Here is a 23985-nt window from a genome sequence, read left to right on the forward strand (position 1 = left end):
ATCTGAATTAGCGGCCGCAGATGCCAGAGACTATGGTTAGGCTGGTACTTCCTGCTGAAGTTTTAGGAATATTGTAGCCAGCGGTGGAATTGTCAAAAGCAGCGATTGTTGATGGCCGTGGCTGGGCATAGGCTCGCTCCAGACCTCAATATTACCATGATTGCTGCCGCCGTAGACGGCGGCATCACTGTTGAGGATTTCTCTCCAGCACCCTGCAGCGGGTACGCCGACCCGGTAAGAACTGCGTGGAACGGGCGTAAAGTTTGAGATAGCCAGCACTTTGCCGTCATCGCTCCCGTCTTTCCGTAGCATTGCGAGAATCGAGTTCTCGGCATCATCTCCAACGATCCAGTCAAAACCCTCCGAATGCAGATCGCCGAATTGGAGAGCCGGGTTGTCGCGGTAGATCGTGTTGAGGTCCCTGACGAGGCGCTGAATCCCGGCGTGCTGCGGATCATCCAGAAGATCCCAGACTACGGAGCCATCATGATTCCATTCGGTTTTCTGGCCGATTTCACTGCCCATGAACAGCAACTTCTTACCTGGATGCGCCCACATGAAGCTGAGATAGGCCCGCAGGTTTGCCAGTTTCTGCCATTCATCACCCGGCATCTTTTCGAGTAGAGACCCTTTTCCATGCACCACCTCATCGTGCGAGATCGGCAGCATGAAGCGCTCCGAGTAGGCGTAGACCATGCCGAAGGTCATCATGCCGTGGTGGTATTTGCGGTAGATCGGCTCGTTCTGCATGTAATGGAGCGTGTCGTGCATCCAGCCCATGTTCCACTTGAAATCGAAGCCAAGGCCTCCTTCTTCCACCGGCCGGGTTACACCTGGCCAAGCGGTTGATTCCTCGGCGACTGTGAAGGCATGTGGGCATCGTTGGTGGATGATGCTGTTGAGATGCTTGAAGAACTCGACCGATTCAAGGTTCTCCCGTCCGCCGTATTTGTTCGGAATCCATTCCCCGGCGTCTCGCGAGTAATCCCGATACAACATCGAGGCGACGGCATCGACGCGCAGGGCATCGATGTGGAAGTGCTCCAGCCACTCCATGGCGCTGGCAATCAGGAAGCCCTTCACCTCATTGCGCCCGAGATTGTAGATCAGCGTATTCCAGTCCTTGTGGAAGCCTTCCCGAGGATCTTCATGCTCATAGAGCGCGGTTCCGTCGAAGCGTGCCAAACCCCAGACATCCGTGGGAAAGTGCGCAGGTACCCAATCCAGAATGACACCGATACCATGAGCGTGGCAGCGGTCGACGAAATAGGCGAGATCTTCGGGCGTACCGTATCGCCCGGTCGGAGCGAAAAGACCGAGTGGCTGGTAGCCCCATGATCCGCCGAAGGGATGCTCCATGATTGGCAGCAGTTCAATGTGTGTGAAACCAAGGTCTGCCACATAGGGCACCAGTCTCTGGCTGAGTTCTATCCAGTCGAGCCAGCGGTTGCCTTCTTCCGGGATACGTACCCACGAACCAAGATGGACTTCGTAGACAGACATTGCCCCTTCGCCAGAACGGCGCTCAGCTGCGGTTCGCATCCAGTTGTCGTCCGACCACTGGAACGGCGTGCTGGAGGCCACGATGGATGCGGTTGCGGGCGCCGCTTCGCTGGCGCGTGCAACCGGGTCGGCCTTCTGCGGAAGGAGATTGCCATTTTGATCGACAATCTCGAACTTGTAGCGATCACCGGGGCCAATCCTCGGTATGAACAGCTCCCAGATGCCTGCCTCACGGCGCAGGCGCATGGGGTTGCGTCGGCCATCCCAGGAGTTGAAGTCGCCTACAACGGATACCCGTCTCGCATTGGGCGCCCAGACCGAGAAGCGAACGCCGGATATGCCATCCACTTCCATAGCGACCGCCCCGAGAGTGCGGCCCAAGGCGTAATGAGTCCCCTGAGAGATGAGATGGAGATCAAGCTCACCCAGCAGCAGAGGAAAGGCGTAGGGATCTTCTATTGTCTGATCGGCCTCTGGCCAATGTATATTGAGCGCATAGGCGGCCCCGACAGGAACCGAACCTGCGAAGAGACCCGCGGGATGGATGAGGTGCATCCTGGCCAGCACGCGACCGCCGGCCGTTTCCACCAGATCCACGCCCTCGGCGCCCGGGAAAAAGGTGCGAACGATCCGTGCACCGGACCCATCATGCGGCCCGAGAATGGAAAACGGGTCGCCATGTTGTCCGGCTATCAAGGCCTCGACGGCATAGGGGTCAAGACCGGCTGTCAATTCGGAGCGTTCGATGTTCATGCTGATCTTTCTGACAATCTTTCAACGATGGCCGCGAAGCCGCGGAGCGGGATGGGCAACCATTTGGGGCGGTTGCGGGCCTCGTAGGCGATCTCGTATGCCGCCTTCTCCAGGAGGTAGAGATCAAGCATCTGCTGGCGCTTCACCGGATCGAACTGGAGGTTCTTCGAATTGCCGATTGCCTGCAGATACTGATCCAGGAAGCGCTGCTCGGCTTCTTCCACAAAGCGGCGGATAACTTCGCCGCGCTCTGGCGTGTGGGTCTCGGCCACGGCTTCGGTTTCCAGTTCCGCCGTCGCCGCGAGATAGCTGAGCGAGCGCAGCAGGCCTCCCACGTCACGCAAGGGAATCGTCTTTGCGCGGCGATGCGCGAGGCTTCGGGCCGGTTCGCCCTCGAAGTCGATGATGTAGGCATCATCCTCGGCAACGAGAACCTGACCCAGGTGGAAGTCACCGTGATTGCGAATCATCATGGCACCTTCGGCCGAGCGCGAAAGTTGATGTGCCAGATCCAGCAGATGCTGCCGTTCAGCCAAGAGAGGGCGTACCATGGCAGCGACGTCGGGCTCCAATTGGTCTACGTCCTCTTCGAGAATGGCAAGCGCCCTCTCGATCTGGCCGACTGCGCTGTCGCGCCAGATGTCGCAGTTTTCCTCGAGCGCGGGCAGAGGAACGAAGTTTTCGTCGTCTGTGTCCTGTGCCAGAGCGGCGTGAAGCTCCCCCAGACGCTGGCCTAGTGTCGCGGTAAAATTGATCAAAGGACGCGTGAGATCCGCCTGCGCATCCGCGTCCGGCTGGCTTATGGCAATGTCGTCCAGGACGCGGCGAAGGTTGGTCAGCATCCATGTCCAGGCGTCGCCCTGATTGCGGATGGCGCCTTGCACGATCATCAGCGTGAAACGTTCGCCATCCGGCGAGGTGCGAACAACTTCTCCCAGCAGCGGCGCGGTGTTCTTGTAACCGACCTGTGTCAGGTATCGGGTCATCTCCGCTTCCGGGTGGATGCCGGGCGATATGTGTCGGATAAGCTTCAGCATGGCCATGTCTGCGATGATGAGGCTGCTGTTGGATTGCTCGGCCGACAGCCATCGCACGGGCAGATCGTCCGAAATGCTCATGCAATCGAGTTGATCCGTGCCGATGAATTCCAGCGTTCCAGTTCTTCCCGAGATTGTGGAGCGCTCGCACAAGCCACGAAGGACGCCTCGCGCCATTGCTTCGACGCTGAAACCATCCGTCAGGAAACCGACGCGCCGCCCCTGACGTATGCGCGCCAGTGCAAGCTGCTGTGACAGTGCTGATGGCTGAAGATCGTCCCAGACAGGCGTGAGCGGAACCAGATAGGTCTCCGTGTGACCTTCCAGTTCGGCTTCCAATTCTCCCAGCAGAATATTGTGTGTGGTGCCCATAGGCGTCGCGGCAACGAGACGCGCCTGCTTCAGCCTCTCGCCCTTCGAGCCAAACCAGCGGCGCTTTGCCAGATATTCCGGCAGAATCGAGCGCGAGAGGCTTTCCGAAAGCCGGGGCTCGTCAACCAGTTCCGTCAGGTCGCGGCGGATAACCAGCGTTTGAAGGTCTGGCATCTGCTGCGGCGGCTCTGTACGCCAGGCAGGACCGTCTGCTTCTGCTACCAACTGGAACCAGTAGAAGGAAAACGGCGGGAGCGTCAGAAGATATGTCAGCTGACCGATGGGCGGGAAGGGCGACATACCCGTGAGTTCAATGGGTACTCGCCCCTCGAATTCGGCCAGATCCAGTTCCACGGCCTGCGGAAGGCGAGAAAGATTGGCGACGCAGAGAATTGTCTCGCCATTGTATTCGCGCAGATAGGCAAGGATCTTGCGATTGCCGGGGGTAAGGAAGCGCAAGGAACCACGACCGAAAGCCGGATGGCGACCGCGCAGAGCCAACATGCGGCGGGTCCAGTTCAACAGCGAATGCTGGTCCACGCTCTGCGCTTCGACGTTCAGCGCTTCGTAGCCGTAAAGCGGGTCCATGACCGGGGGGAGCACAAGCCGTGCCGGGTCCGCGCGCGAGAAGCCACCATTTCGATCCGGTGACCACTGCATCGGCGTGCGCACGCCATCACGATCGCCGAGATAGATATTGTCGCCCATGCCGATCTCATCGCCATAGTAGAGCACTGGCGTTCCCGGCATGGAGAGCAGCAACCCGTTCATCAGTTCGACGCGGCGCCGGTCCCGCTCCATCAGGGGAGCAAGACGGCGGCGAATGCCGAGATTGATGCGGGCGCGGCGGTCTGCCGCATACGTATTCCAGAGATAGTCGCGCTCCTCGTCCGTCACCATTTCGAGCGTCAACTCATCATGGTTGCGCAGGAAGATGGCCCATTGGCAGTTTTCCGGGATTTCTGGAGTCTGCCGCATGATATCGGTGATCGGAAAGCGGTCTTCCTTCGCGATCGCCATATACATGCGCGGCATCAGCGGGAAGTGAAACGCCATGTGGCACTCGTCACCCTCACCGAAATATTCGCTCGTATCCTCCGGCCACTGGTTCGCCTCCGCCAGCAACATCTTTCCCGGATGCGTCGCATCGAGTGCAGCGCGGATCTTCTTCAGGATGTCGTGCGTCTCGGGCAGGTTCTCGTTGATCGTGCCTTCGCGTTCAACGAGATAGGGAATCGCATCAAGACGGAAACCGTCGATGCCGGTTTCCAACCAGAAGCGCATGACATTCAGCAGCTCTTCCAGAACCTGCGGATTGTCGAAGTTCAGATCCGGCTGATGCGAGTAGAACCGATGCCAGTAGTAGGCGCCCGCCACGGGATCCCAGGTCCAGTTGGATTTCTCGGTATCAAGGAAGATGATGCGGGTTTCGGGAAACTTCTGATCCGTATCTGACCAGACGTAGAAATCGCGTTCCGGCGAACCCTCCGGCGCATTTCGCGCGCGCTGGAACCACGGGTGCTGATCTGACGTATGGTTGATGACAAGCTCTATGATGACGCGAATATTGCGGCTGTGAGCCGCTGCCACGAATTCGCGGAAGTCATCCATCGTGCCGTAGTCCGGGCTGACTTCTCCGTAATCGGCAATGTCATAACCATCGTCGCGACGCGGTGAGGGGAAAAAGGGCAGGAGCCAGATCGCTGTCGCGCCGAGTGATGCGATGTGATCGATCTTTTCGGTCAGGCCGCGAAAATCCCCGATCCCGTCGCCATTGCTGTCGTAGAAGGATTTGACGTGCAATTGATAGATAATGGAATCCTTGTACCAGAGCAGGTTCTGGTCGGACTGCTGTCCATGGGGGGTCTGCATCATGTCCACGGTTACGCTCCCTGTTCCTATCGCACGCGCCAGATCGAGAAGGGCAGATGCGGCTCCAGCCGCAGACGTTGCCATTTACCGGTCAGCGAAAATTTCTGACCGCCGATCAGATCTTCCAGGTTAAGCGTGCCATGGTCCGGTAGGTTCCATGCCCAAAGCGGTATCTCTACATCTGCCTCCTGCGCATGGTGTGGATCGAGGCTCACCCCAATCAGCAGGACGTTGTCTCGGGACGGGTTCGACTTCTCATAGAAGATGATGTTGTCGTTGAACGCGATCAGCTGGCGCAGGCCGAGATGGGAATGCAGAGCCGGGTTTTCGCGACGGATGCGGTTCAGCAGTGCGATCTCGCCTTTAATGTTGCCGGGTCGATCGTAATCCCAGGCGCGGATCTCGTATTTCTCCGAATCCGCATACTCCTTGCGTTTTACGTCGGGGCGGCCTTCGCAAAGCTCGAACCCGTTATAGACGCCCCAGAGACCGGAGAGAGTCGCAGCCAGCGCCGCACGGATGAGATAGGCCGGACGCGGGGCGTTCTGCAGAAAGTCCGGATTGATATCATGCGTGTTGACGAAGAAGTGGGGGCGGAAGAAATCCTTTGGCGCTTCCGTCGTAATCTCGCGCATGTAGGTCTCCAGCTCCCACTTCGTGTTGCGCCAGGTGAAGTAGGTGTAGGACTGTGAGAAGCCGACCTTCGCCAGCCGGTACATGACCTTGGGGCGCGTAAACGCCTCCGACAGGAAGATGACGTCTGGGTGCCGGTTGCGAATATCGGCGATCAGCCATTCCCAGAAGGGAAAGGGCTTTGTGTGTGGGTTATCGACGCGGAACAGCTTGACGCCCTGATCAACCCACTTCTGCACGACATCGCGCAGTTCGATCCACAGGCCCGGCACCGCGTCCTTTGCGTAGAAATCGACATTGACGATGTCCTCGTATTTCTTCGGCGGGTTCTCGGCATAGCGCACGGTGCCGTCCGGCCGCCAGTCGAACCAGCCTGGATGCTCCTTCAGCCAAGGGTGGTCGGGGGAGGCCTGAATGGCCAGATCAAGCGCGATTTCCAGACCATGACGCTTGGCTTCCTCCACCAACCGGCGAAAGTCCTCGAAGGTACCGAGTTCCGGGTGGATCGCATCATGACCACCAGCCTCCGAGCCGATGCCGTAAGGGCTGCCGGGGTCGTTCGGTCCCGCGATCAGCGAGTTATTCCGCCCTTTGCGGTTGGTCTTTCCAATCGGGTGAATGGGCGGAAAATAAAGAACGTCGAAGCCCATGTCCCGGATGGCAGGCAGACGCTTGATCACGTCGTCGAATGTGCCGTGGCGATTGGGATCTCCACTCTGTGAGCGGGGGAAGATCTGATACCAGCTCGCGAACGCTGCGCCTTTCCGTTCCACCTCTACAGGCATCGGCACAGAGCGAATACGGTGAGGCCGGCTATCTGCCTTTGCCATCAGTTCAGCAGTGTCAGGTGCCAGTAGAATGGAAGTCCGGACCTGTTCACTCCCTTCGTTCAGCTTGGCTGCCACATCTTCCAGATCCTGCCGCAAGCTACCCTCCGCGTGGTCCCGGGCCGATTTCACCAGAAGTATTCCCTCCTGAATTTCGAGCTTCAGATCCAGCCGCGCTTCGTGCTTTTTGCCGAACTCATACCGGAAGATCTGAAACGGGTTTCTCCAAGTCTCAACCGCGAATTCATGCCGGCCCATGCGCTGCGGGGCGAACTCTGCCTGCCAACGGTCGTTGAGGACGAGGCGCATGGGAACCTCTGTCCATCCGTCTTCATCAGCGGCACGCCAGAAAAGCGCAGCAGAGATCGGGTCATGCCCATCGCCGAAGAGATCGGCTTCGACGGTGATGGTCTCGCCCGCAATACGCTTGATGGGGAACCGTCCTCCATCCACCGTCGGCGTGATGTTTTCGATCGCAAGGCGGGGGCTTTGCGCTGCCTCAGCAGCATCCGCAACGTTCAGGACCCCCTTTATCGATTGCGATGTGTGTCCTTCCAGAATGCGAAGCTCAGCGGGCTTCAGCAGTTTCAACTGCGTCGCCTCAATGGTTGAATTGCTTGCGTCTCGGAGCGGCAGGAAGCCTGAAGCTGCTTCTTGCACGGCGCCAAGCGGTGCCTTTGCCGGGCGGCGGAAATCGGTGTTCGCCAGCATGACGCTGACGCGGCTCGAGACGCGAAGATCTTCCTGATCCGACTGGAGGAGGGCCAGCGTCTGGCTTTTGCCGGTTGAAACGAGATGCAGGTAGGGTGCTGGAGCTGGTTTCCGCTGTTCAAGCATCTGATTTGCATCACGAATGTCGCTTCGCAAGTCATAACTGGAAGCCGCTTTGAGCCGCCGCAAACCTTGACCTGAACCATAGGTCGGATCCAGAGGCACGGGGTCTCCGAATTCGAAACCCATGGGGATCATCAGTCCTTGGCCAATGGTCTCAGCAAGCGAAAGACGAAGCCTCGCGCGGCGCAGGCGGATTTCGACACTATCGATGCCGTGCGCTACGCGTTTGCCATAGGGTGCCTCGGGAAAGGCAATCTGAGCACCGAGGGTCCGCTGAAGGGCATACTCCTCAAGAAACCAGCGCTCTTGAAGATCCCACCATGCGAACGATGAAAAGCAGCCCGCAAACTTTTCGTCCGCAAGCTGCTGACGCAGTGCAAAATCAGTTCCGGGCGTCCATGCGAGAAAATCGGCGTTTTCGCCAGCCACCGTCAGTCGGTTCCATACCGATAGAGGGAGGCGGTTCAGGCCGAGGCAGCGGAATCCTGAGATTCCGCTTTCCACGAGGGCACCAATCCGATCTTCCCAGCGCCGAATGTGCTGTTCCTGCGCGTCTGCTGCCAGTGAGGAGATCGATTGTCCGCCGGCTGTCAGCGGAGACAGGCGTGGATCCGAGACGGGGGCAGCCTCGCTGGACGGGGCAGCGATACGGTCTGGCACGATATCCATCATGAAACGCAGGCCTTCCGCGCGCGCCATGCTTGTCAGTTCGCTCACTGCCTGCTTCAGATCCGTTGGCAGCCCCAGTAGGCCGTCAGCAGCGTCCAGGTCACTGGATACAAAAACACTGCCGCTCTGGGCTCGTTGGGAGAGCGGTGCCGAAAGTACGGTATCAAATCCCAGCTCGGCGGCATGAGCGAATATTTCCCGCCACTGATCCAGACCGTGGAGCGCCAAGGGGTGGACATAGTAAATCCTCGAAGGACCCTTGTGTGCCGAGGTTTCAGTCTGAGCCTGAAGAGACTGGGAAGAGGATGCCGTATTCAATTGCATGGTGCCGCCTACCGTATTGACTGGGGGCCTAACGTTGCGGCTTCCGGCTTGTTCCTTGGGATTTTTGGCAACGGACAGCAACATCAGTGCACGCCTCAGGCCGCACTGGATGGCGGGTCTTGGGCGTGCGCCCTTTCACTCGATCCATCATTGGCCGCCGAACAAGCTGTGGATGGCGCAGTTCCGATTGCGGTTTCGGCCACGGCCGGGAACAGGGTAAAGACGCCCTTAACGAAACCGTGAGACCTGTTTCGCTATGGTCCGAGGCACATGATTCAAGTTGTGAGGTGCAAACCATGGCCGCTGCATCAGGCAAGGCACGCCGCAAGCGTCGCAAATCCAGTACCGGCTCCAAAGCGCGTGGTGCCTTGTGGCCTTGGGTCGCGGCGCTGGCGGTGGTCGGTGGCGGGATCGCCGTCTCCGAAAACATGCAGACGGTCCGGCGCTGGCTTCCGGCGTCCTGGAACTTGAAGCCTGCAAGTGCGCCTGCGAACTCATCTGGCAAGGATGCCAGTGGACCGATCCCGCCAGCCAATATTCCAGCGCCGACCGTAAAGCCAGCAGGCGAACTGGCAAAGGTCGTGCCGGCCGATCTGGTCGGCAAAAGCTTCAGCGGAACCTTCTATTTTTGTGGCACCTCCGGCCTTGATAACTGCGTTGTCGATGGCGCCACCTTCTGGTTCCGCAAGCAGCAGATCCGGCTGGCGGATGTGTCGGCGCCGCGCACGGAAGATGCGGCTTGCCCGCAGGAGCGCTCCAAGGGTTTCGCTGCCAAGGTTCGGCTGCGTGACCTCTTGAATGCCGGGCCGTTCGAACTGACGGACTGGCCGAACAAGAACGAAGATGGCGCCGGACGACAATTGCGTGTCGTCATGCGCAACGGTTCATCGATCGGTCAACAACTCGTGAGGGAAGGGGTTGTGCATCGCGTAACGGAAACCTCCAAGCCCTGGTGTTGACGTAACGTGAGGTCAACTCGGCGCGGCTAAGCGTCCCGCAGCGATACATCACTTCAAATGAGGTGACCGTGTTTAGAATTTGAGAACCACTTCAGGCGATTGTGTGCAGGTAATTCAGTTGATTCGGGCGTTTCGCGTACAGGAGAGGTCATGACGCTTGCACATTTTCCCGCCGACCGGCGGATGGCGGATATACGGCGTTGTGCTCAGGTTCTGCTGAACCTTCATGGCGAGGAAGCCAATCGCTACTGGCGCAGCCAGATGGCCGATTTCTCTGCCCGTCTCTCGCGGCTCGGCACCTCTGCGGAAGAGGTTTCCCATCAAGCGGGTCTTTTCATGAATGCTGTGCAGACGGAGTTGCAGCGCCTGTTCCTGGAAGAGGTTGACCAGGCCGCAGTGGACGCCCGCGCTTAAGCCTCAATACACGCTGCTCTTTGAGCATCGACGAAAGCGCATGAAAGCAGACCTATCAGGCTGCCATGCGCCTTTTGTTTTCAGCAGTAGCAATAACGTTGACTCCGAGACACATCAGGCTCTTCCTGTAATCCACAACGGGTCGAGCATGCATGTAAGCTGCGTGTCAAACGGGATATGGAAAAATAAGCCAGACCTATGAAGCGACTGTGTGTTCTTCGTAGAGCGAGCGCCGACGCAAATTGCCGACCGTTTCCAATCCGTTGGAAACCGTGCAATTCACTATCAGCGTAAGTGTTTGAAATGTTTGGTGGGTGATGTAGGGCTCGAACCTACGACCCGCTGATTAAGAGTCAGCTGCTCTACCAACTGAGCTAATCACCCATCCCCGTCAGCGCTTGGTGTTGTGTGCGCCGCTGGTGTGAGGGGGCGTATAAAGAGGTCTTTTGACCTTGTCTAGCGCCCTTTTGAAAAAAGTTGGATGCAGCTTGCAGAAAAATGGAGGGAGATCGTCAAAACGCCTGAGAATCCGGGATTCTTGACCCGAAGAAAAAATGCAATTTCATCCCATCGAAAATTGTCTGTGGCTGCCTTACTGTTCGTTGCAACAGGAGAGCATGCATATGACGACACAAAACGATCTCGAGATTATCGCCAGTCAGGAAAAACTGCTGGAGTTTGACCGCTTCGATCTCGCGCGCGCCTGGTCGCTGGGGTCGCGGTTGCGGGACATTGCCTCGGCACGGTCTCATGTCCTGGCCATTGATGTTCACATCAACGGGATGCAGGCCTTCTTCACCAGCCTGCCGGGCGGTAAGCCGGACTTCGAGCACTGGATCCGCCGCAAGCGCAATCTTGTTTTGAGATTTCACCGTTCAAGCTATGCGATCGGACTTGATCTGGCGCAGCAGCAAGCAACACTTGAAAGCAAGTGGGGCCTGCCTGTTGCAAATTTTGCGCCTCATGGTGGCTGCATTCCCATCAGGGTATCGGGGGTAGGCTGTATCGGCGCGGTGACCATTTCAGGATTGCCGCAACGGGAAGACCATAATCTCGCAGTCGAGGGTCTCGCTCTGGAACGTGGCGTTTGGGACGATATCCCGAAATTGCCCTAAAGCGCGTCGCGCTCTTTCAGGGTCGCACCTGGCGCTTTATCGCTTTGCTTCATCGCATGTCGTTGTCGCAAAACCGCTGCACACTTTTGCGCGACATGCTTTAGCCACCAATGGAAAAGGCCGGACATTGTGCCCGGCCTTCAAGTCAGATCAGTATCAAGCCGCTGCCTATCGCCTGATGGCACGGCCAACGGCGATGAGAATGCAGGCGCCAATGAAGCCTGCGATCAAGTAACCGATCCAGCCACCAAGCACGACGCCGAATAAGCCGAGGATTGCGTTGGCAACAATTGCGCCGACGATACCGAGCAGGATGTTCATCAGAACGCCCATATTGCTCTTCATGAACTGTTCTGCCAACCAACCGGCGATGCCGCCGATGATGATCGCTGCGAGCCAGCCGATACCTGCGTTTTCCATGGACCTTACCCTCATTTCGATGTTCGATGGCCGGTCAACGGCTTGTGATTGAATTTGTTCCCTGGTTTGTCTGTGCCTTAGTTCTGCCCGTTGCTTTGGCTTTGTGAGCGGTCCATTGCGAATCAGACGAGTTCCTGTTCCTACCGATGAGCAGTAACGCTTCCGCCATCCTGTTTTTCGAGGTTTGCACCATTGCGGCTGAATGAGAGATCTTGCAGAAACGCTTTCCGGGGCCTCGTGGCCGTAGCGTTAGTGACCCTAGCGCTTGTCGGCAGCCCGTCCGGCTCCTGGGCACAAAGCGCGCCCGAAGCAGCACCCGCGGCCGCTGCTGGCACGAATGCTGCACCACAATCCAAGACCCAGGCGACGATCACCGAAGCGAAGAAAGTGCTGGCATCGATTTCGGCGCGTTCCAACGCGCAGGGCGTCGATGACATGCAGCTTGCCGAGCTGAAGGCTCAGGCGGATGATCTTGTCACGCGGCTCAGCGAACATCTGGGCGGTCTCAAGCAGCGGCTTGATCAAATCAATGCGCGTGTGAAGGAACTGGGAGAGCCGCCGCAGGAAGGGCAACCACCGGAAGCGGCGGTTGTCACTGAGGAGCGCAACCGGCTTGCGGCGGAGAGGGGGGAACTGACCGCTTTCTCCAGCGAACTCGGGCAGATCTCGAATGGCGCAAAGGAACTCTCTGCCAAGATTACCGAGCAGCGCCGCAGGCTGTTTTCCGATGCGCTGCTTAAGCATACGGATCTCTCCTGGGGTATGCTGGCCGATGCGGGCTCGACCTTCTGGCATGAGGTCGAAACGTTTCGGGAAACGATGGCGAGCTGGCTGAGCTTCGCCTGGAAGTTCAAGAAGCTGCAGCTGTTAAGCGCCGTCTTCCTGTCGATCGGTGCCGCGCTTTTCTTCCTCGCAGGCGGCTACCGCATGCTCGGAAAGATGGTCAAGCGCGATCCGGCGATCGATAATCCGCCCTATATCACGCGCCTGTCCTTTGCCTTCTGGTCACTTGTCCTGCAGACTTTTTCGCTGACGGCTTTCATGCTGTCGACATTCTTCTTCATGGACAGTTTCGGCGTTCTCCGGCCTGATATTCGTCCTCTGGTCGGCACGTTCCTCGGCTTCATCTGGGTGGTCGTCTTCGTTGCCCGCCTGAGCTATCTCGTACTGGGGCCAGAACATCCGCACTGGCGGCTTATTCGTGTATCGAACAGGGGTGCCAAAGTCCTGTTCTGGCTGATCCTCGCGATGGCTTTGATCAATGGGCTTGATTTCGCATTGACCGAAGTCAGCGAAGTGTTGAACTCGCCGGTCGTGCTGTCCATCGCCAAGAGCCTGATTGCGTCGGTCCTCATCGGCGTCATCCTGCTGGCGATGTCATTCCTCAAGCCGGTGTTGGCCGAGGACAAGGATCCCGATGCCCCCGGTCGCTCGTGGCCCAGAGGGTTTCCGCTCGCTCTGAGGGCGCTCGGCATCGCGCTTCTTCTGGCGGCGCTTTCCGGCTATGTCGGGCTGGCGCGCTTCTTCTCCACACAGATCGTGCTCACAGGCGCATTGGTCGCTACGGGATACATCGGCATCCTGTCGGGCAAGGCTGTGGGCAAGCAGGGCGCTTTTGCCAGCACCTCTGTCGGCAAGTATGTCGCTGCGCGTTTCAAGAGCAATGAGATCATGCTCGACCAGATCGGGCTGGTGGCGGGGCTCAGCATCTATGCCTTTTCGGTCATTCTCGTTGTCCCCGTCATTCTATTGACCTGGGGTTTCCAGACACAGGACATCAAGGCCGCCGCCATCCGTCTGTTGACGCAGATTTCGATCGGCAACATCAATATCTCACTGATCGGAATTCTTGTCGGTGTCCTGCTGTTCATGGCTGGCTATCTGGTGACGCGGTTCGCGCAGCGCTGGATCGACCGGAACGTGATGGCGCGAAGCCAGGTCGATGCCGGGGTTCGCAACTCCGTCAAAACGGGTATCGGTTATCTCGGCATGGGCCTGGCCGTGGTGATCGGCGTGTCCGCCGCCGGGATCGATCTGTCGAGCCTTGCGCTTGTTGCCTCTGCGCTTTCGGTTGGTATCGGTTTCGGTCTCCAGAACATTGTCTCGAACTTCGTGTCAGGCCTCATTCTCTTGGTCGAACGCCCCTTCAAGGTCGGCGACCACATCATTACCGGCACGACCGAAGGTATCGTAAAGCGCATATCGGTTCGCGCAACCGAGATCGAGACGTTCCGTAAGCAATCGATCATCGTGCCGAACTCCGATCTCATTAATGCGGCCGTGGGTAACTGGACGCACCGCAACCGCATGCAGCGTTCCGAAATTCCCGTCGGCGTTGCCTATGGAACGGATCCGCGACGTGTCATTGAACTGTTGCTGGAACTTGCCGGAGCCGTACCGCAGATCCTGCGCAATCCTGAGCCACACGTGGAGTTCTTGCGCTTCGGGGCTTCGTCGCTTGACTTCGAATTGCGTTTCCATGTCGCTGATATCAGCGATGGTATGAATATCAGGAACGCGCTGCGTGCCGAAATCCTGCGACGCTTCGAAGACGAGGGGATCGAAATTCCCTACGCCAAGCAGGACATCAACGTTCATGGCACGCTCTACACGATGCGAGCGCCAGCCTCGGAAAAAGAAAAGCAGTACGACCCCAAGGATGTGCACGATCGAGAAGCCGGGGATGCGTCTGCAAGCTGACAAATGGAAAGTTTGAAGGCGTCGCGGCAAGCCGTACGCATGTCGTAAACAGGCGTTTGGCGACGCGCCTCAGATTGCATAGTCGGCCCATGCAATTTGGCCCGGAGAATACGCTTTGTGTCCGGGTCTCATCAGAGGGGTTTTTCGATGAAAACACATGCGAGGGCAGTCGTCGTCGGTGGCGGCGTTGTCGGCGTTTCGACGCTCTATCATCTGGCAAAGAAGGGCTGGAGCGATGTCGTTCTCATCGAGCGGAAGGAGCTGACGTCCGGCTCCACCTGGCACGCCGCCGGTCTGCTGCCTCTGTTCAACCTGTCCTATTCGGTCGGCCAGCTGCACAAGTATTCGGTCCGTTTCTACGAGGAGCTGCAGGAAGAGACCGGCATGAATGTCGGTTTTGCGAAAGTCTCCAACATTCGTCTCGCCCGGACAAAGGATCGCTGGGACGAGTACATGTATTATGCGGGCATCGCCGAAACGATCGGGGTCAAGGTCAACATTCTGACACCGGAACAGGTGAAGGAAGTCTGGCCGCTCTGTGAGACCGAGGGGTTGCTCGGTGCAATCCAGCATCCGGACGACGGCTACATCCAGCCAGCAGATCTGACACAGGCACTTGCCAAGGGCGCGCGTGATCGCGGTGCCACGATCTACCGCAACACGACCGTCACGGGTATCGAGCAGCAGGCGGATGGCCTGTGGAAGGTGACGACCGACAAGGGTGAAATCACCGCCGAGCACATCATCTCCTGCACCGGCTCGTTTGCTTGCAAGACGGGTGAGATGGTCGGCATCAACATTCCGGTCATTCCGGTCGAGCACCAGTACATTGTCACAGAACCGCATCCGGCCATCCAGGAGCGGCGCAAGCAAGGCCTGCCGGAAATGGGGGTTTTGCGCGAATCCGATTCCGCCTGGTATATGCGCGAGGAGGCGGGTGGCCTCATCCTCGGACCTTACGAGGTGGGTGCTCCGGTCTGTTATGTCGATGGTCCTTCCGACCAGAGCGAATACGAACTGTTTCAGGAAGATCTCGACCGCCTGATGCCGCACATCGAAACGGCAATTGCCCGTGTGCCGGCCTTCGGCGAAGTGGGCATCAAGAAGGTCTATAACGGCGCCATCGCCTACACGCCTGATGGCAATCCGATTGTCGGGCCGGCTCCGGGCCTCAAGAATTTCTGGCTGAACGAAGGCCACTCCTTCGGTATCACGGCGGCAGGCGGTGCTGGCTGGCAGTTGGCCGAGTGGATCGTGGATGGCGAGCCGACCGTGGATCTCATGGGCGTGGACCCGCGCCGTTTCGGTCCCTATGCGACGGAAGGCTATCTTATCGCTAAGAACGAAGAGGCCTATGCCAACGTCTTCACCATGCACTATCCGGATGAGGAGCGTGCCGCCGCCCGTCCGCTGAAGACGACACCGATCTACGATCGGCTCAAGAAGCTGGGGGGCGTCTTCGGTTCGCTCTACGGCTGGGAACGCGCAAACTGGTATGCTCCGGAAGGTTATGAACTGCCGGAGAGCGAGAAGGGTGTCGGCGCGGATGTCATCACCAACCACAATTACGCAGCCCCGCTCGAAGACGGTCGGTACGTCGAAAAGTGGTCCTTCCGCCGGTCGAACTATTGGGAGCATGTGGGCAACGAGGTGAAGAATGTCACCACGAATGTCGGTGTGCTGGATATGTCGCCCTTCGCCAAGATCGAGGTCTCAGGGCCGGGCGCTCGCAACTGGCTCGAAAGCATCTTCGCCAACGCCATTCCAAAGAAGCGGGGCCGCATCACGCTCGCGCACATCCTGACGCCTGCGGGCGGAGTTCGTGCCGAGTTCACGATCTATGAATGGGCACCAGGACGCTTCTACATGGTATCTGCCGGCGGCCTGGAGGCGCATGACCACGATCTGTTGCACCGACTTGCTCCGCATGATGGCTCTGTCGTTCTTCAGCCGATCACGCAGAAATATGGCGTTCTGGTTCTGGCAGGCCCGAAATCCCGCCAGTTGTTGAAGAAGCTGACCCGCACCAGCCTCGAGAACAAGGATTTCCCTTGGCTCACAGGCAAGCAGATCTCCGTTGGCGTTGCGACGGCACATGCGCTGCGCGTGAACTTTGTCGGTGAATTGGGTTGGGAATTGCATCATCCCATCGAGATGCAGGCCTACATCTTTGACAAACTCATGGAGGCCGGTGCCGAATTCGGCATCAAGCCGTTCGGTATTCGTGCCATGGTTTCCATGGCGGTCGAGAAGTCCTATCGCAACATGGGGCGCGAGCTTTCCATCGAATACAATGCGTATGAATCCGGGCTTGACCGCTTCATCAAGCCAGAGAAGAGCTTCATAGGCCGGGACGCTGTCGTCGCCTACAAGGAAAACGGCGTGAAGTGGGTATTCAGCACTCTGGAGGTGAAGGGCACGACGGATGTCGATGCGCGCGGCTCCGAGGCGATCTACGATCAGTCTGGCGAACTGGTAGGGCGCGTGACCAGCGGTGGCTACGGCTGGCGCGTCGGAAAATCGCTCGCACTTGCCATGCTGAAGCCGTCTCACTCTGACCTGGGTACCCAGCTGAAAGTGAAGATTCTTGGCACAGTCTATGAGGCGGCAGTCGTTGGTGAGAGCCCGTTTGATCCGGATAATGCCGTCTTGCGCGCCTGATCAAGAATTGATTGACCATATTCGGGAAAGCGGCCCTCAAAGGCCGCTTTTTTGTTGAATTCATCGCCGCTGGTCTTGCGCGCTTAATGTTTCTTCAAGTCCCGATGCTTTAGCCTACTCATAGTCAAGGAGCTAGGGGGCAAACAATGACTTATCTGGGCGTATCCGGGATGCAGTATACGGGCGAGCAGTTTCCGGATGCTCGAATCATTGTTGCCGAGGACTCGAACGTCTTCACGTCCATGATCCGTCAGCGTCTGAAGGAAATCTTCGGGATCGAAGCGGAGATCTGCCGGACCTATGAAGACCTCATGATGGCAAACGAGTTGTCGGATGTGCCTGTTACCCTCGCGATATCCAACATCAATCTGCCAGGCGCCGAAAACGGCGAGGCGCTGAACTATCTCGTCGATCTCAACATCCCAACCATTGTCTTCACCGGCACCTTCCAGGAGCACACACGTGAGAAACTGCTGGCGAAGGACATCGTCGACTACATTCTGAAAGACAATGTCTTCGCGGTCGAAATGCTTGTTGAATCCGTTTGCCGCTTCCTGACGAACCATCGTCACCATGTGCTGATCGTGGATGACAGTCCGACAGCGCGCGCACTCCTCTCGACCCGCCTCAAGCGTTACAATTTCCGCGTCAGTGTTGCCGAAAGCGGATCCAAGGCCATCGATATTCTGAAGAAGAACCCGGATATCGGTCTGGTTGTGACAGACTATAACATGCCCGACATCGATGGGTTCGAACTGGCCCGGCGCATCCGCTCCGTCCGTGGCTCCCACGAATTGCGCATCATCGGCGTGTCGTCCTCGACGGACCGCCTGCTATCGGCCCGCTTCCTGAAGGCTGGCGGCAACGACTTCATGTTGAGGCCGTTCATCGACGAAGAATTCTATTGCCGCGTAAACCAGAACCTCGACACGCTTTTGCAGATCAAGTCCCACCAGGCTGCCGCGCGCCGCAGCGCCGCCTGAAATTTCAGTAGGGTGAGTTTTATGAGATGGCCGTACCGGCAGGTGCGGCCATTCTCATGTCGTCTCAAGCCGGAACAAGTGTTCGCGGCGTATTCGACACCAGCTTGCGTTCCGCGCGTTCCTGCTGCGGCGAGCGGTTATAGACCTCACGGTAGCATTTCGAAAAATGCGATGCTGACACGAATCCGCAGGCCACGGCCACTTCCACGATGGGCATCGAGGATTGAACCAGAAGATGCCTTGCGCGGTCGAGGCGGATTTCCAGATAGTAGCGGGCAGGGGAACGTCCCATTTCCTGGCTGAACAGGCGCTCGATCTGCCGGCGTGAAAGGTCAACACTGTCGGCGATATCAATGAGCGACAATGGTTCCGAAAGATTGCTCTCCATCAGTTCGATGATCTGCAGAACCTTGTTGTTTTGCACACCCAGTCGCGCGCGCAAGGGAAGCCGCTGACGGTCGTGCGGGTTTCTGACGCGATCCGTCAGTTGTTGTTCGCAAACCCGGTTGACCAGCGTCTCGCCGAAGTCCTGGCCAATCAGGTTCAGCATCATATCCAGCGAGGCCGTTCCGCCTGCGCAGGTGTAGAGATTGCCATCGACCTCATAGAGATCGGCATAGACTTCGGCCTGGGGAAAGGCTTCCGCAAAGCCGGGTAGATTTTCCCAATGGATGGCGCATCGCTTGCCGTTCAACAGACCGGCCTGCGCCAGCACATGGGCGCCCGTACAGAGGCTGCCAACGGAAACGCCCCGATTGTAGGTTTCTCGCAGGAAAGCGAAGACGGATTTATTGTTGAAGCTCTCGACATTGATGCCGGAACAGATCAACACCATGCTCGGTCGCTGCTCGCCGCTCAGGTTGCGTCGCTCGTCGGCCAGCGAAGAATCGACTTCCAATGCAATTCCGCTCGAGGAGTAGACCTTTTGTCCATCAGCGGAGGTCAGGCGCCAGTCATAGGCTTTATATCCCAACATCCTGTTGGCAATCCGAAGGGTTTCGACCGCCGCAGAAAACGGAAGAAGTGTAAATTCCGGGATCAGGAAGAAAACCAGCGTACGTTTTTTGACCGGTGGCTTGATGGTCATTGCAGGGGCTCCGTGGCAAGGCGTCTATTCCTCGCGTGAAAGAGGCTGCCTTGAATGTGCTCAATCCGACATTGATACATTCATTTGCGACATGCAAGATGTCGCATGAAAGACAGCCTCATCCTCCTGCATATTTGAAAGGCATTCCGATTAAACTCTGTCTCAGTTGCCCGTTTGCCAGCCAATATCCTTGCGGACGTCCATTGGCAGCGCTTCAAGAATGGCAAGCGCCTTGCGCTTTCTATGGGCCGCGATCAATTCCGAGGCCTTGCCTATGACCGACGCCAGAAAACTACCGCTTACGCGGTTTGCGGTTATCAATGATGATGCTGAGTGTGAACCTGCGAAAGCCATGATCATGCTCCTTTCCGGCTATGCAATGGAAGGATGCGCTTATTAAATGCTTTCTACAATTTGATTGTTTTCATCCAACCCATCAAAAATCGTGATGTTGGCCCCAGAAATGATCGAATTGACTATCAGCCGCTTGAAATGATATCATTATTAATATCAGAATTTCTGAAAGTTATCATAATGAACGGGCCGTTCCGTGCATCCCTGCCGCTTCTCGATAACGATGTGATGAGAACGTTTGTCGCGATTGCGGATACCGGAAATTTTTCGACTGCGGCTGAAGTTGTGCTGCGAACGCCTTCTGCAGTCTCGATGCAGATCAAGAAGCTGGAAGACCAACTGGGGACTACGCTTTTTCTGAGGGATGCGCGGTCCGTTGCGCTGACGCCTCAGGGCGAGGTCTTGCTGACCTATGCGCGGCGGCTGATCGCTCTCTCCAATGAGGCAGTATCTCGCTTCATCATGCCGGAGCTTTCCGGCGTGGTCCGGCTTGGCGCGCCGGACGACATTGCGGAGCGTTTGCTGCCGGGCATTTTGAAGAACTTTGCCTCGAAATTCCCTGGCATCATGGTCGATGTCACGGTCGATGGGAGTGTGCGGCTTCGTCGCCAGATGGAGGAGCAGCGCTTCGATCTCGTGTTGATGAACAGCGTCTGGCGTCCTCTGCCGACTGAAGGGGAGGTTGTATTCGAGGACAAGCTTGTCTGGGTCGGGGCAAAGTGCGGAACGGCACATATGCGTGACCCATTGCCACTATCGATCTGGGAAGATGGTTGCCTCTGGAGGCAGGAGGCGCTGAACAGGCTCGAAGATATGAAGCGCCCGTATCGGATTGCCTATTTGAGCGCGAATACGATGGCCCAACGTGCCGCCATCGTTTCCGATCTTGCGATTGCTCCGATGGCTCGGTCCTATGTCTCGGATGAGATGGCTATCCTGGGGCCAAAGGAGGGGCTTCCAGAACTGATGTCATTCGATGTCAGAATGGTCGTGGCGCCGGACCTCTCCATTCCGGCCAAAGCGGTGGCAGATTCTATCCGCGAGTCTTATGCCCAGTTGAACGCCTGACGCTCTCTACATGAGGATGACATTTCGGAGCATTCTCGACTTTAGCGACCGAAAATGCTCCGGACGTCGTTATTCCATCACGAGAGCTTGACTATGCTGCGGACCTGTCCGTCACGTGTAGTGAAAAATCGCCACGGAAAAGACGGCGGTAACGGATACAAAGGCCCAGCCGAGGCGAAACAGCACACGCCGACGATGGTCATTTCCAGTCCAGTCATAATGCATTTCTAAAAGCCTCAAATATATGTCGTCACCCCACATCATGCGGTGTTCGACAGCGTGGATAGGCGTTCTGCCTGACTATCCCTATACTCCCTGCAACCTGCCTGAGACTGACCTGGATCAAGTTTGACAACCGGCTGCAAAATTTTGCGAGTTTGAGAGTCTTACCAGATTGATTTGGTCACGCCATTGAAAAGATATGTCCACAGGGGCGGCGGAAAACGCAGGCGGGAAGGACCGGATGGCGCGTAAGGCTTCGCGGTGCCATCAAGGACCGAGGTCAATGTTTGTACCGTAGGAACGATACTGGCGGCGGTGAGCAGCAAGGGGTAGGTCGAGATCGTATCGTCTGCTGCCGGTCTTACCCGAACCTCGGCGAGCGTATCGCCGGTATCCGTTCCTGCATCCACATAATGGAGGGTCGCTCCGAAATTGTTTTCGTCATTCTCCACGCGTGCCCAGTACCCTCCCATCTGCCCGCGATAGTTCGGGTTTATTCCGGCGTGGAAATTGACGATGGGGCAGGGAATGGCCGCCAGCGTGTTGCGAGACAGGAGCCGACAAGAGATCGAAAAGAGGAGATCAGGCTTTGCGCGGAGGATGGCGGCGTGCGCATCCGGATCGTTGAGGGATGAGACACGTGTTACAGGCACGGTCGATAACGGCTGGGATATCAGGCCGTATTGCTCGATGATTTCTTCGGTCCGTTTCTGTGTGATGCGCTTGCCCAGGCGGGATACGATCATGGTACCCAATTGCCCAACTGCCTGCAGCCAGCCCAGCCGCCGCGCACGTCGCTTCAGGACATCGGTCTTGCTCTCGTAATTCTCTTGAATCACGGTCAGGTTGGGAAAGTGGGCGTGGAGAGCGTTGATCATGACCTGCGGATTGAGGCCGCCCGCAGTCAATACAACGAGTCTCGCAGGGTTCGGCGCCGTCATCAGATCTTCCGCTCATGTGAATGTCGAAGGGATGTGCAAGCGACGATGGTGCTATCCGTCAAACATATCGTTAACGACGAAAGGATGGCTTCCGGAATATCTGACGGGCTTCTGAAAACTGTTTCACTTCACCGTGAACCTTTTCACATTCCGCGCGTTACTGCGCCGGAAAACAAAATTTCCGGTTCTGTGTCGTTCAATTCGGAGACTTTCAAAATGACGCTCAAGACAGTTACGGTTATCGCTGCTCTCATGGCAACCGCCGCTTCGCTCGCATCCTGCGGCAACACGATCCGCGGCGTTGGCCAGGATGCCGCCAATACCGTGAACGCCACGCAGGACGCCGGTCGCAAGGTAGAGCGCGCCGCTCGCTAAACTTTGAGCCGCGGGAGAGGCAGAAAGACTTCTCCCGCGCATATTCTTTCGAAGATCAGATTTTGGCAGCCGGGTAGGCACGCTGCAAACCGCCGGACTTATTGTAACCCTCACGGAACGCCGTAAAGGCGGGATGCTGGCTCGATTTCGCAGCCTCGCTCAACCTTATCTGGATCCGGGCGGGTGCCGTTCCCCCGATCCACTCTCCCGTTTTTTGAAGCTTCAGAGTGTTGAGGAAACGCCCTGCCGCGGCCCGGTCGAGATAAAGATGCAGACCGTCGAGCAGAACGTCGTCCGAGGATGGGTTTTCCATCATCAACTTCAGCCAGTTCTCATTATCCTGTGTCATGGATGCCAGTGCATCTGCCACATTTTCACGGTTCCCAATGGGCGCCACAGTGCTCATGAATATGTTCCGTCTGCATTCTTTGCCGAATCGAAGCGAAGGATACGGCGAACGATCCACGGCCTCAACATATCGCTCCTATAGGGTTGGCTTTATCCTGTCCGAAACTGAAACCGGAACCCATCTGGTCCAGATATCGAGGTTCTGGCGAAGGAAGTGCAGGGCGGCATCACGGTTGCTGGCGTTGTTTTCAGCCTGCCAAGCCATCAACGAGCTGATCGTCGCGTTGCCCCATTTGCGATTGCGCAGATAATCCGTAACGTCAGGGGCGCGGTCCGACAGACCCTTTGATATGATAGTGAAGGCCTGGGACACGGGATAGGAATTGATCTTGGGATTGGCGCATCCGGCCCGGGACGTGCACTCATCCCACTCAAGCTGGTCGAAGGGAACGCCGAACGAAAGCTTGACCATGGGGTGCTCGCCCAGAATAGCCGTTGGCGCCCAATAATAACCCAGCCAGCCGCGCTTCTCATTCAAAGCTCTGGAAAGACCCGCGTTAAACTCCTCTGCTGAGCCTGCCGGCTTCAGGGAAAAACCCTTGCTTTCCGCACCCGTTGCCCGAAACAGGTTCTGCGTCGTGATGCTGCAGCTCCAGTCGGGAGGGCAACTGTGGACAACGCCCTGTCGGCTTTCGCTGTTTTCTGCAAAGAGCTCGGGCTTGGCCAGCGCATCAGCAATGGTTCGCAGGTTCGGATGTTCATCCGCGACATATTTCGGGATCCACCACCCTTCCACGGCTCCATCGGCCAGGATCTCTGCCCCCTGCACAAGTTTGCCGGATGCATAGGCTTCGTTAAGTTCTGCATTGACGGAATTGACCCAGAGTTCCGGAGCAATGTCCGGAGTGCCTTGGTTGATCATGGTTCTGACCGTCGGGATGGTGTCGCCTGCGACAAGTTCGACATCGCAGCCGTAACCCGCTTCAAGAATGAGCTTGTCGACCTGTGCGGCAATGGCAGCCGAATTCCAGTTCATTTCCGCAATCGAGACGCGGCCGCACGCGGAAGCCTGAGCGGAAGCGGCAAATGCAAAGTAGGCCAAGAGCGCGCTTGCGCCGGTTGCACCATACCACATTGCCTGATCACTCCCTCTGTTGCTGCTCATCGCAGAATGTCGAGTTTATCCATCGCGGTTGTACAATGCCCTGATTCAGCCTTGACCAAAAGCAAATTGGGCTAAGTCTCACCTCGAATTGATAAATTCTTTTATAAAGCCTCACAAAATCCTGATGCACCATTTGGCTGATTGGGCCATGAAGATGGAAGTTTGTTTTGGCTGATAACCAGCCGGTAACGATTTGCACGCTATGCAGTTGACGCGGTCGTTTCCGCTCAGGCTCCGGCAGGTAGTGCGTACCGGAGCCAAACAAATCTTCGGTGCGGCTCGATGGTGAAGCCCCCTTGAACAACATGCTTGTTGTGCTAGCATATCTCCAAATACACCTGCGATATCG

17 protein-coding genes and 1 tRNA gene are annotated in these 23985 nt (G+C 57.3%); 8 read left to right on the forward strand and 10 right to left on the reverse strand.

All coding sequences use genetic code 11. The annotated features are described in order from the left end of the window. Positions 1-36: 36 nt before the first annotated feature. From glgB to G6N80_RS17045, 3 genes are read right to left on the reverse strand one after another with little or no spacing between them, the layout of a single operon-like run. The gene (glgB, locus tag G6N80_RS17035) at positions 37-2256 is read right to left on the reverse strand and encodes a 1,4-alpha-glucan branching protein GlgB (protein WP_165135519.1); all 2220 of its coding nucleotides are present in this window, start codon (positions 2254-2256) and stop codon (positions 37-39) included. Further along, on the reverse strand, positions 2253-5537 hold the full coding sequence (gene treS, locus G6N80_RS17040; protein ID WP_165137152.1) for a maltose alpha-D-glucosyltransferase: 3285 nt from the start codon (positions 5535-5537) through the stop codon (positions 2253-2255). The genes glgB and treS overlap by 4 nt, the downstream gene beginning before the upstream one ends. A 26-nt stretch (positions 5538-5563) precedes the next feature. Then, the gene (locus G6N80_RS17045; RefSeq protein WP_165135522.1) at positions 5564-8824 is read right to left on the reverse strand and encodes an alpha-1,4-glucan--maltose-1-phosphate maltosyltransferase; all 3261 of its coding nucleotides are present in this window, start codon (positions 8822-8824) and stop codon (positions 5564-5566) included. 296 nt (positions 8825-9120) lie between these two features. On the opposite strand from G6N80_RS17045, the gene G6N80_RS17050 reads away from it, so the two are divergent. Next, complete coding sequence (locus tag G6N80_RS17050; RefSeq protein WP_062554204.1) at positions 9121-9783, forward strand: thermonuclease family protein; 663 nt, start codon at positions 9121-9123, stop codon at positions 9781-9783. Positions 9784-9933: 150 nt separating this feature from the next. Then, the gene (locus G6N80_RS17055) at positions 9934-10197 is read left to right on the forward strand and encodes a DUF6074 family protein (RefSeq protein WP_062554205.1); all 264 of its coding nucleotides are present in this window, start codon (positions 9934-9936) and stop codon (positions 10195-10197) included. Between the two features lie 308 nt (positions 10198-10505). Here the strand turns inward: G6N80_RS17055 and G6N80_RS17060 are convergent. After that, positions 10506-10581, reverse strand: a tRNA-Lys gene (locus G6N80_RS17060). A gap of 239 nt (positions 10582-10820) precedes the next feature. On the opposite strand from G6N80_RS17060, the gene G6N80_RS17065 reads away from it, so the two are divergent. After that, positions 10821-11312, forward strand: a complete 492-nt coding sequence (locus G6N80_RS17065; protein ID WP_165135525.1) for a heme-degrading domain-containing protein — start codon at positions 10821-10823, stop codon at positions 11310-11312. Positions 11313-11480: 168 nt separating this feature from the next. Here G6N80_RS17065 and G6N80_RS17070 read toward each other — a convergent pair whose 3' ends face one another. Then, complete coding sequence (locus tag G6N80_RS17070) at positions 11481-11732, reverse strand: GlsB/YeaQ/YmgE family stress response membrane protein (RefSeq protein ID WP_062554207.1); 252 nt, start codon at positions 11730-11732, stop codon at positions 11481-11483. 237 nt (positions 11733-11969) lie between these two features. Here G6N80_RS17070 and G6N80_RS17075 point away from each other — a divergent pair, with 237 nt between their 5' ends. The 3 genes from G6N80_RS17075 to G6N80_RS17085 all read left to right on the forward strand — a co-directional run bounded on the left by G6N80_RS17075 (position 11970) and on the right by G6N80_RS17085 (position 18076). Continuing rightward, positions 11970-14432 carry a mechanosensitive ion channel family protein gene (locus G6N80_RS17075; protein ID WP_165135528.1) on the forward strand — a complete coding sequence of 821 codons (2463 nt, stop codon included), beginning with the start codon at positions 11970-11972 and terminating at the stop codon, positions 14430-14432. Between the two features lie 147 nt (positions 14433-14579). Beyond that, entirely contained in the window at positions 14580-17093 is a 2514-nt protein-coding gene (locus tag G6N80_RS17080) for a GcvT family protein (RefSeq protein WP_165135531.1), read from the forward strand. Between the two features lie 146 nt (positions 17094-17239). Beyond that, positions 17240-18076 carry a response regulator gene (locus G6N80_RS17085; protein ID WP_165135534.1) on the forward strand — a complete coding sequence of 279 codons (837 nt, stop codon included), beginning with the start codon at positions 17240-17242 and terminating at the stop codon, positions 18074-18076. A 64-nt stretch (positions 18077-18140) separates the two neighbouring features. Here G6N80_RS17085 and G6N80_RS17090 read toward each other — a convergent pair whose 3' ends face one another. Both G6N80_RS17090 and G6N80_RS17095 read right to left on the reverse strand, forming a co-directional pair. Further along, positions 18141-19163, reverse strand: coding sequence for a GlxA family transcriptional regulator (locus G6N80_RS17090; protein WP_062554211.1), 1023 nt, complete (start codon positions 19161-19163; stop codon positions 18141-18143). A 162-nt stretch (positions 19164-19325) separates the two neighbouring features. Further along, positions 19326-19517 carry a hypothetical protein gene (locus tag G6N80_RS17095; RefSeq protein ID WP_156379139.1) on the reverse strand — a complete coding sequence of 64 codons (192 nt, stop codon included), beginning with the start codon at positions 19515-19517 and terminating at the stop codon, positions 19326-19328. Positions 19518-19697: 180 nt separating this feature from the next. Here G6N80_RS17095 and G6N80_RS17100 point away from each other — a divergent pair, with 180 nt between their 5' ends. Continuing rightward, on the forward strand, positions 19698-20585 hold the full coding sequence (locus G6N80_RS17100) for a LysR family transcriptional regulator (RefSeq protein WP_165135537.1): 888 nt from the start codon (positions 19698-19700) through the stop codon (positions 20583-20585). A 386-nt stretch (positions 20586-20971) separates the two neighbouring features. Here G6N80_RS17100 and G6N80_RS17105 read toward each other — a convergent pair whose 3' ends face one another. Next, complete coding sequence (locus tag G6N80_RS17105) at positions 20972-21748, reverse strand: formyl transferase (RefSeq protein ID WP_165135540.1); 777 nt, start codon at positions 21746-21748, stop codon at positions 20972-20974. 252 nt (positions 21749-22000) lie between these two features. On the opposite strand from G6N80_RS17105, the gene G6N80_RS17110 reads away from it, so the two are divergent. After that, positions 22001-22123, forward strand: coding sequence for an entericidin domain-containing protein (locus G6N80_RS17110; RefSeq protein ID WP_137137243.1), 123 nt, complete (start codon positions 22001-22003; stop codon positions 22121-22123). Positions 22124-22178: 55 nt separating this feature from the next. Here the strand turns inward: G6N80_RS17110 and G6N80_RS17115 are convergent, their stop codons facing one another. Together G6N80_RS17115 and G6N80_RS17120 are read right to left on the reverse strand one after the other, a co-directional pair. Then, entirely contained in the window at positions 22179-22529 is a 351-nt protein-coding gene (locus G6N80_RS17115; RefSeq protein ID WP_062554215.1) for a hypothetical protein, read from the reverse strand. A 78-nt stretch (positions 22530-22607) separates the two neighbouring features. Beyond that, on the reverse strand, positions 22608-23606 hold the full coding sequence (locus G6N80_RS17120) for a glycine betaine ABC transporter substrate-binding protein (protein WP_062554216.1): 999 nt from the start codon (positions 23604-23606) through the stop codon (positions 22608-22610). Positions 23607-23985 lie beyond the last annotated feature (379 nt).

This window comes from Rhizobium rhizoryzae, assembly GCF_011046895.1.
In the GTDB taxonomy this organism is placed as follows: domain Bacteria; phylum Pseudomonadota; class Alphaproteobacteria; order Rhizobiales; family Rhizobiaceae; genus Neorhizobium; species Neorhizobium rhizoryzae.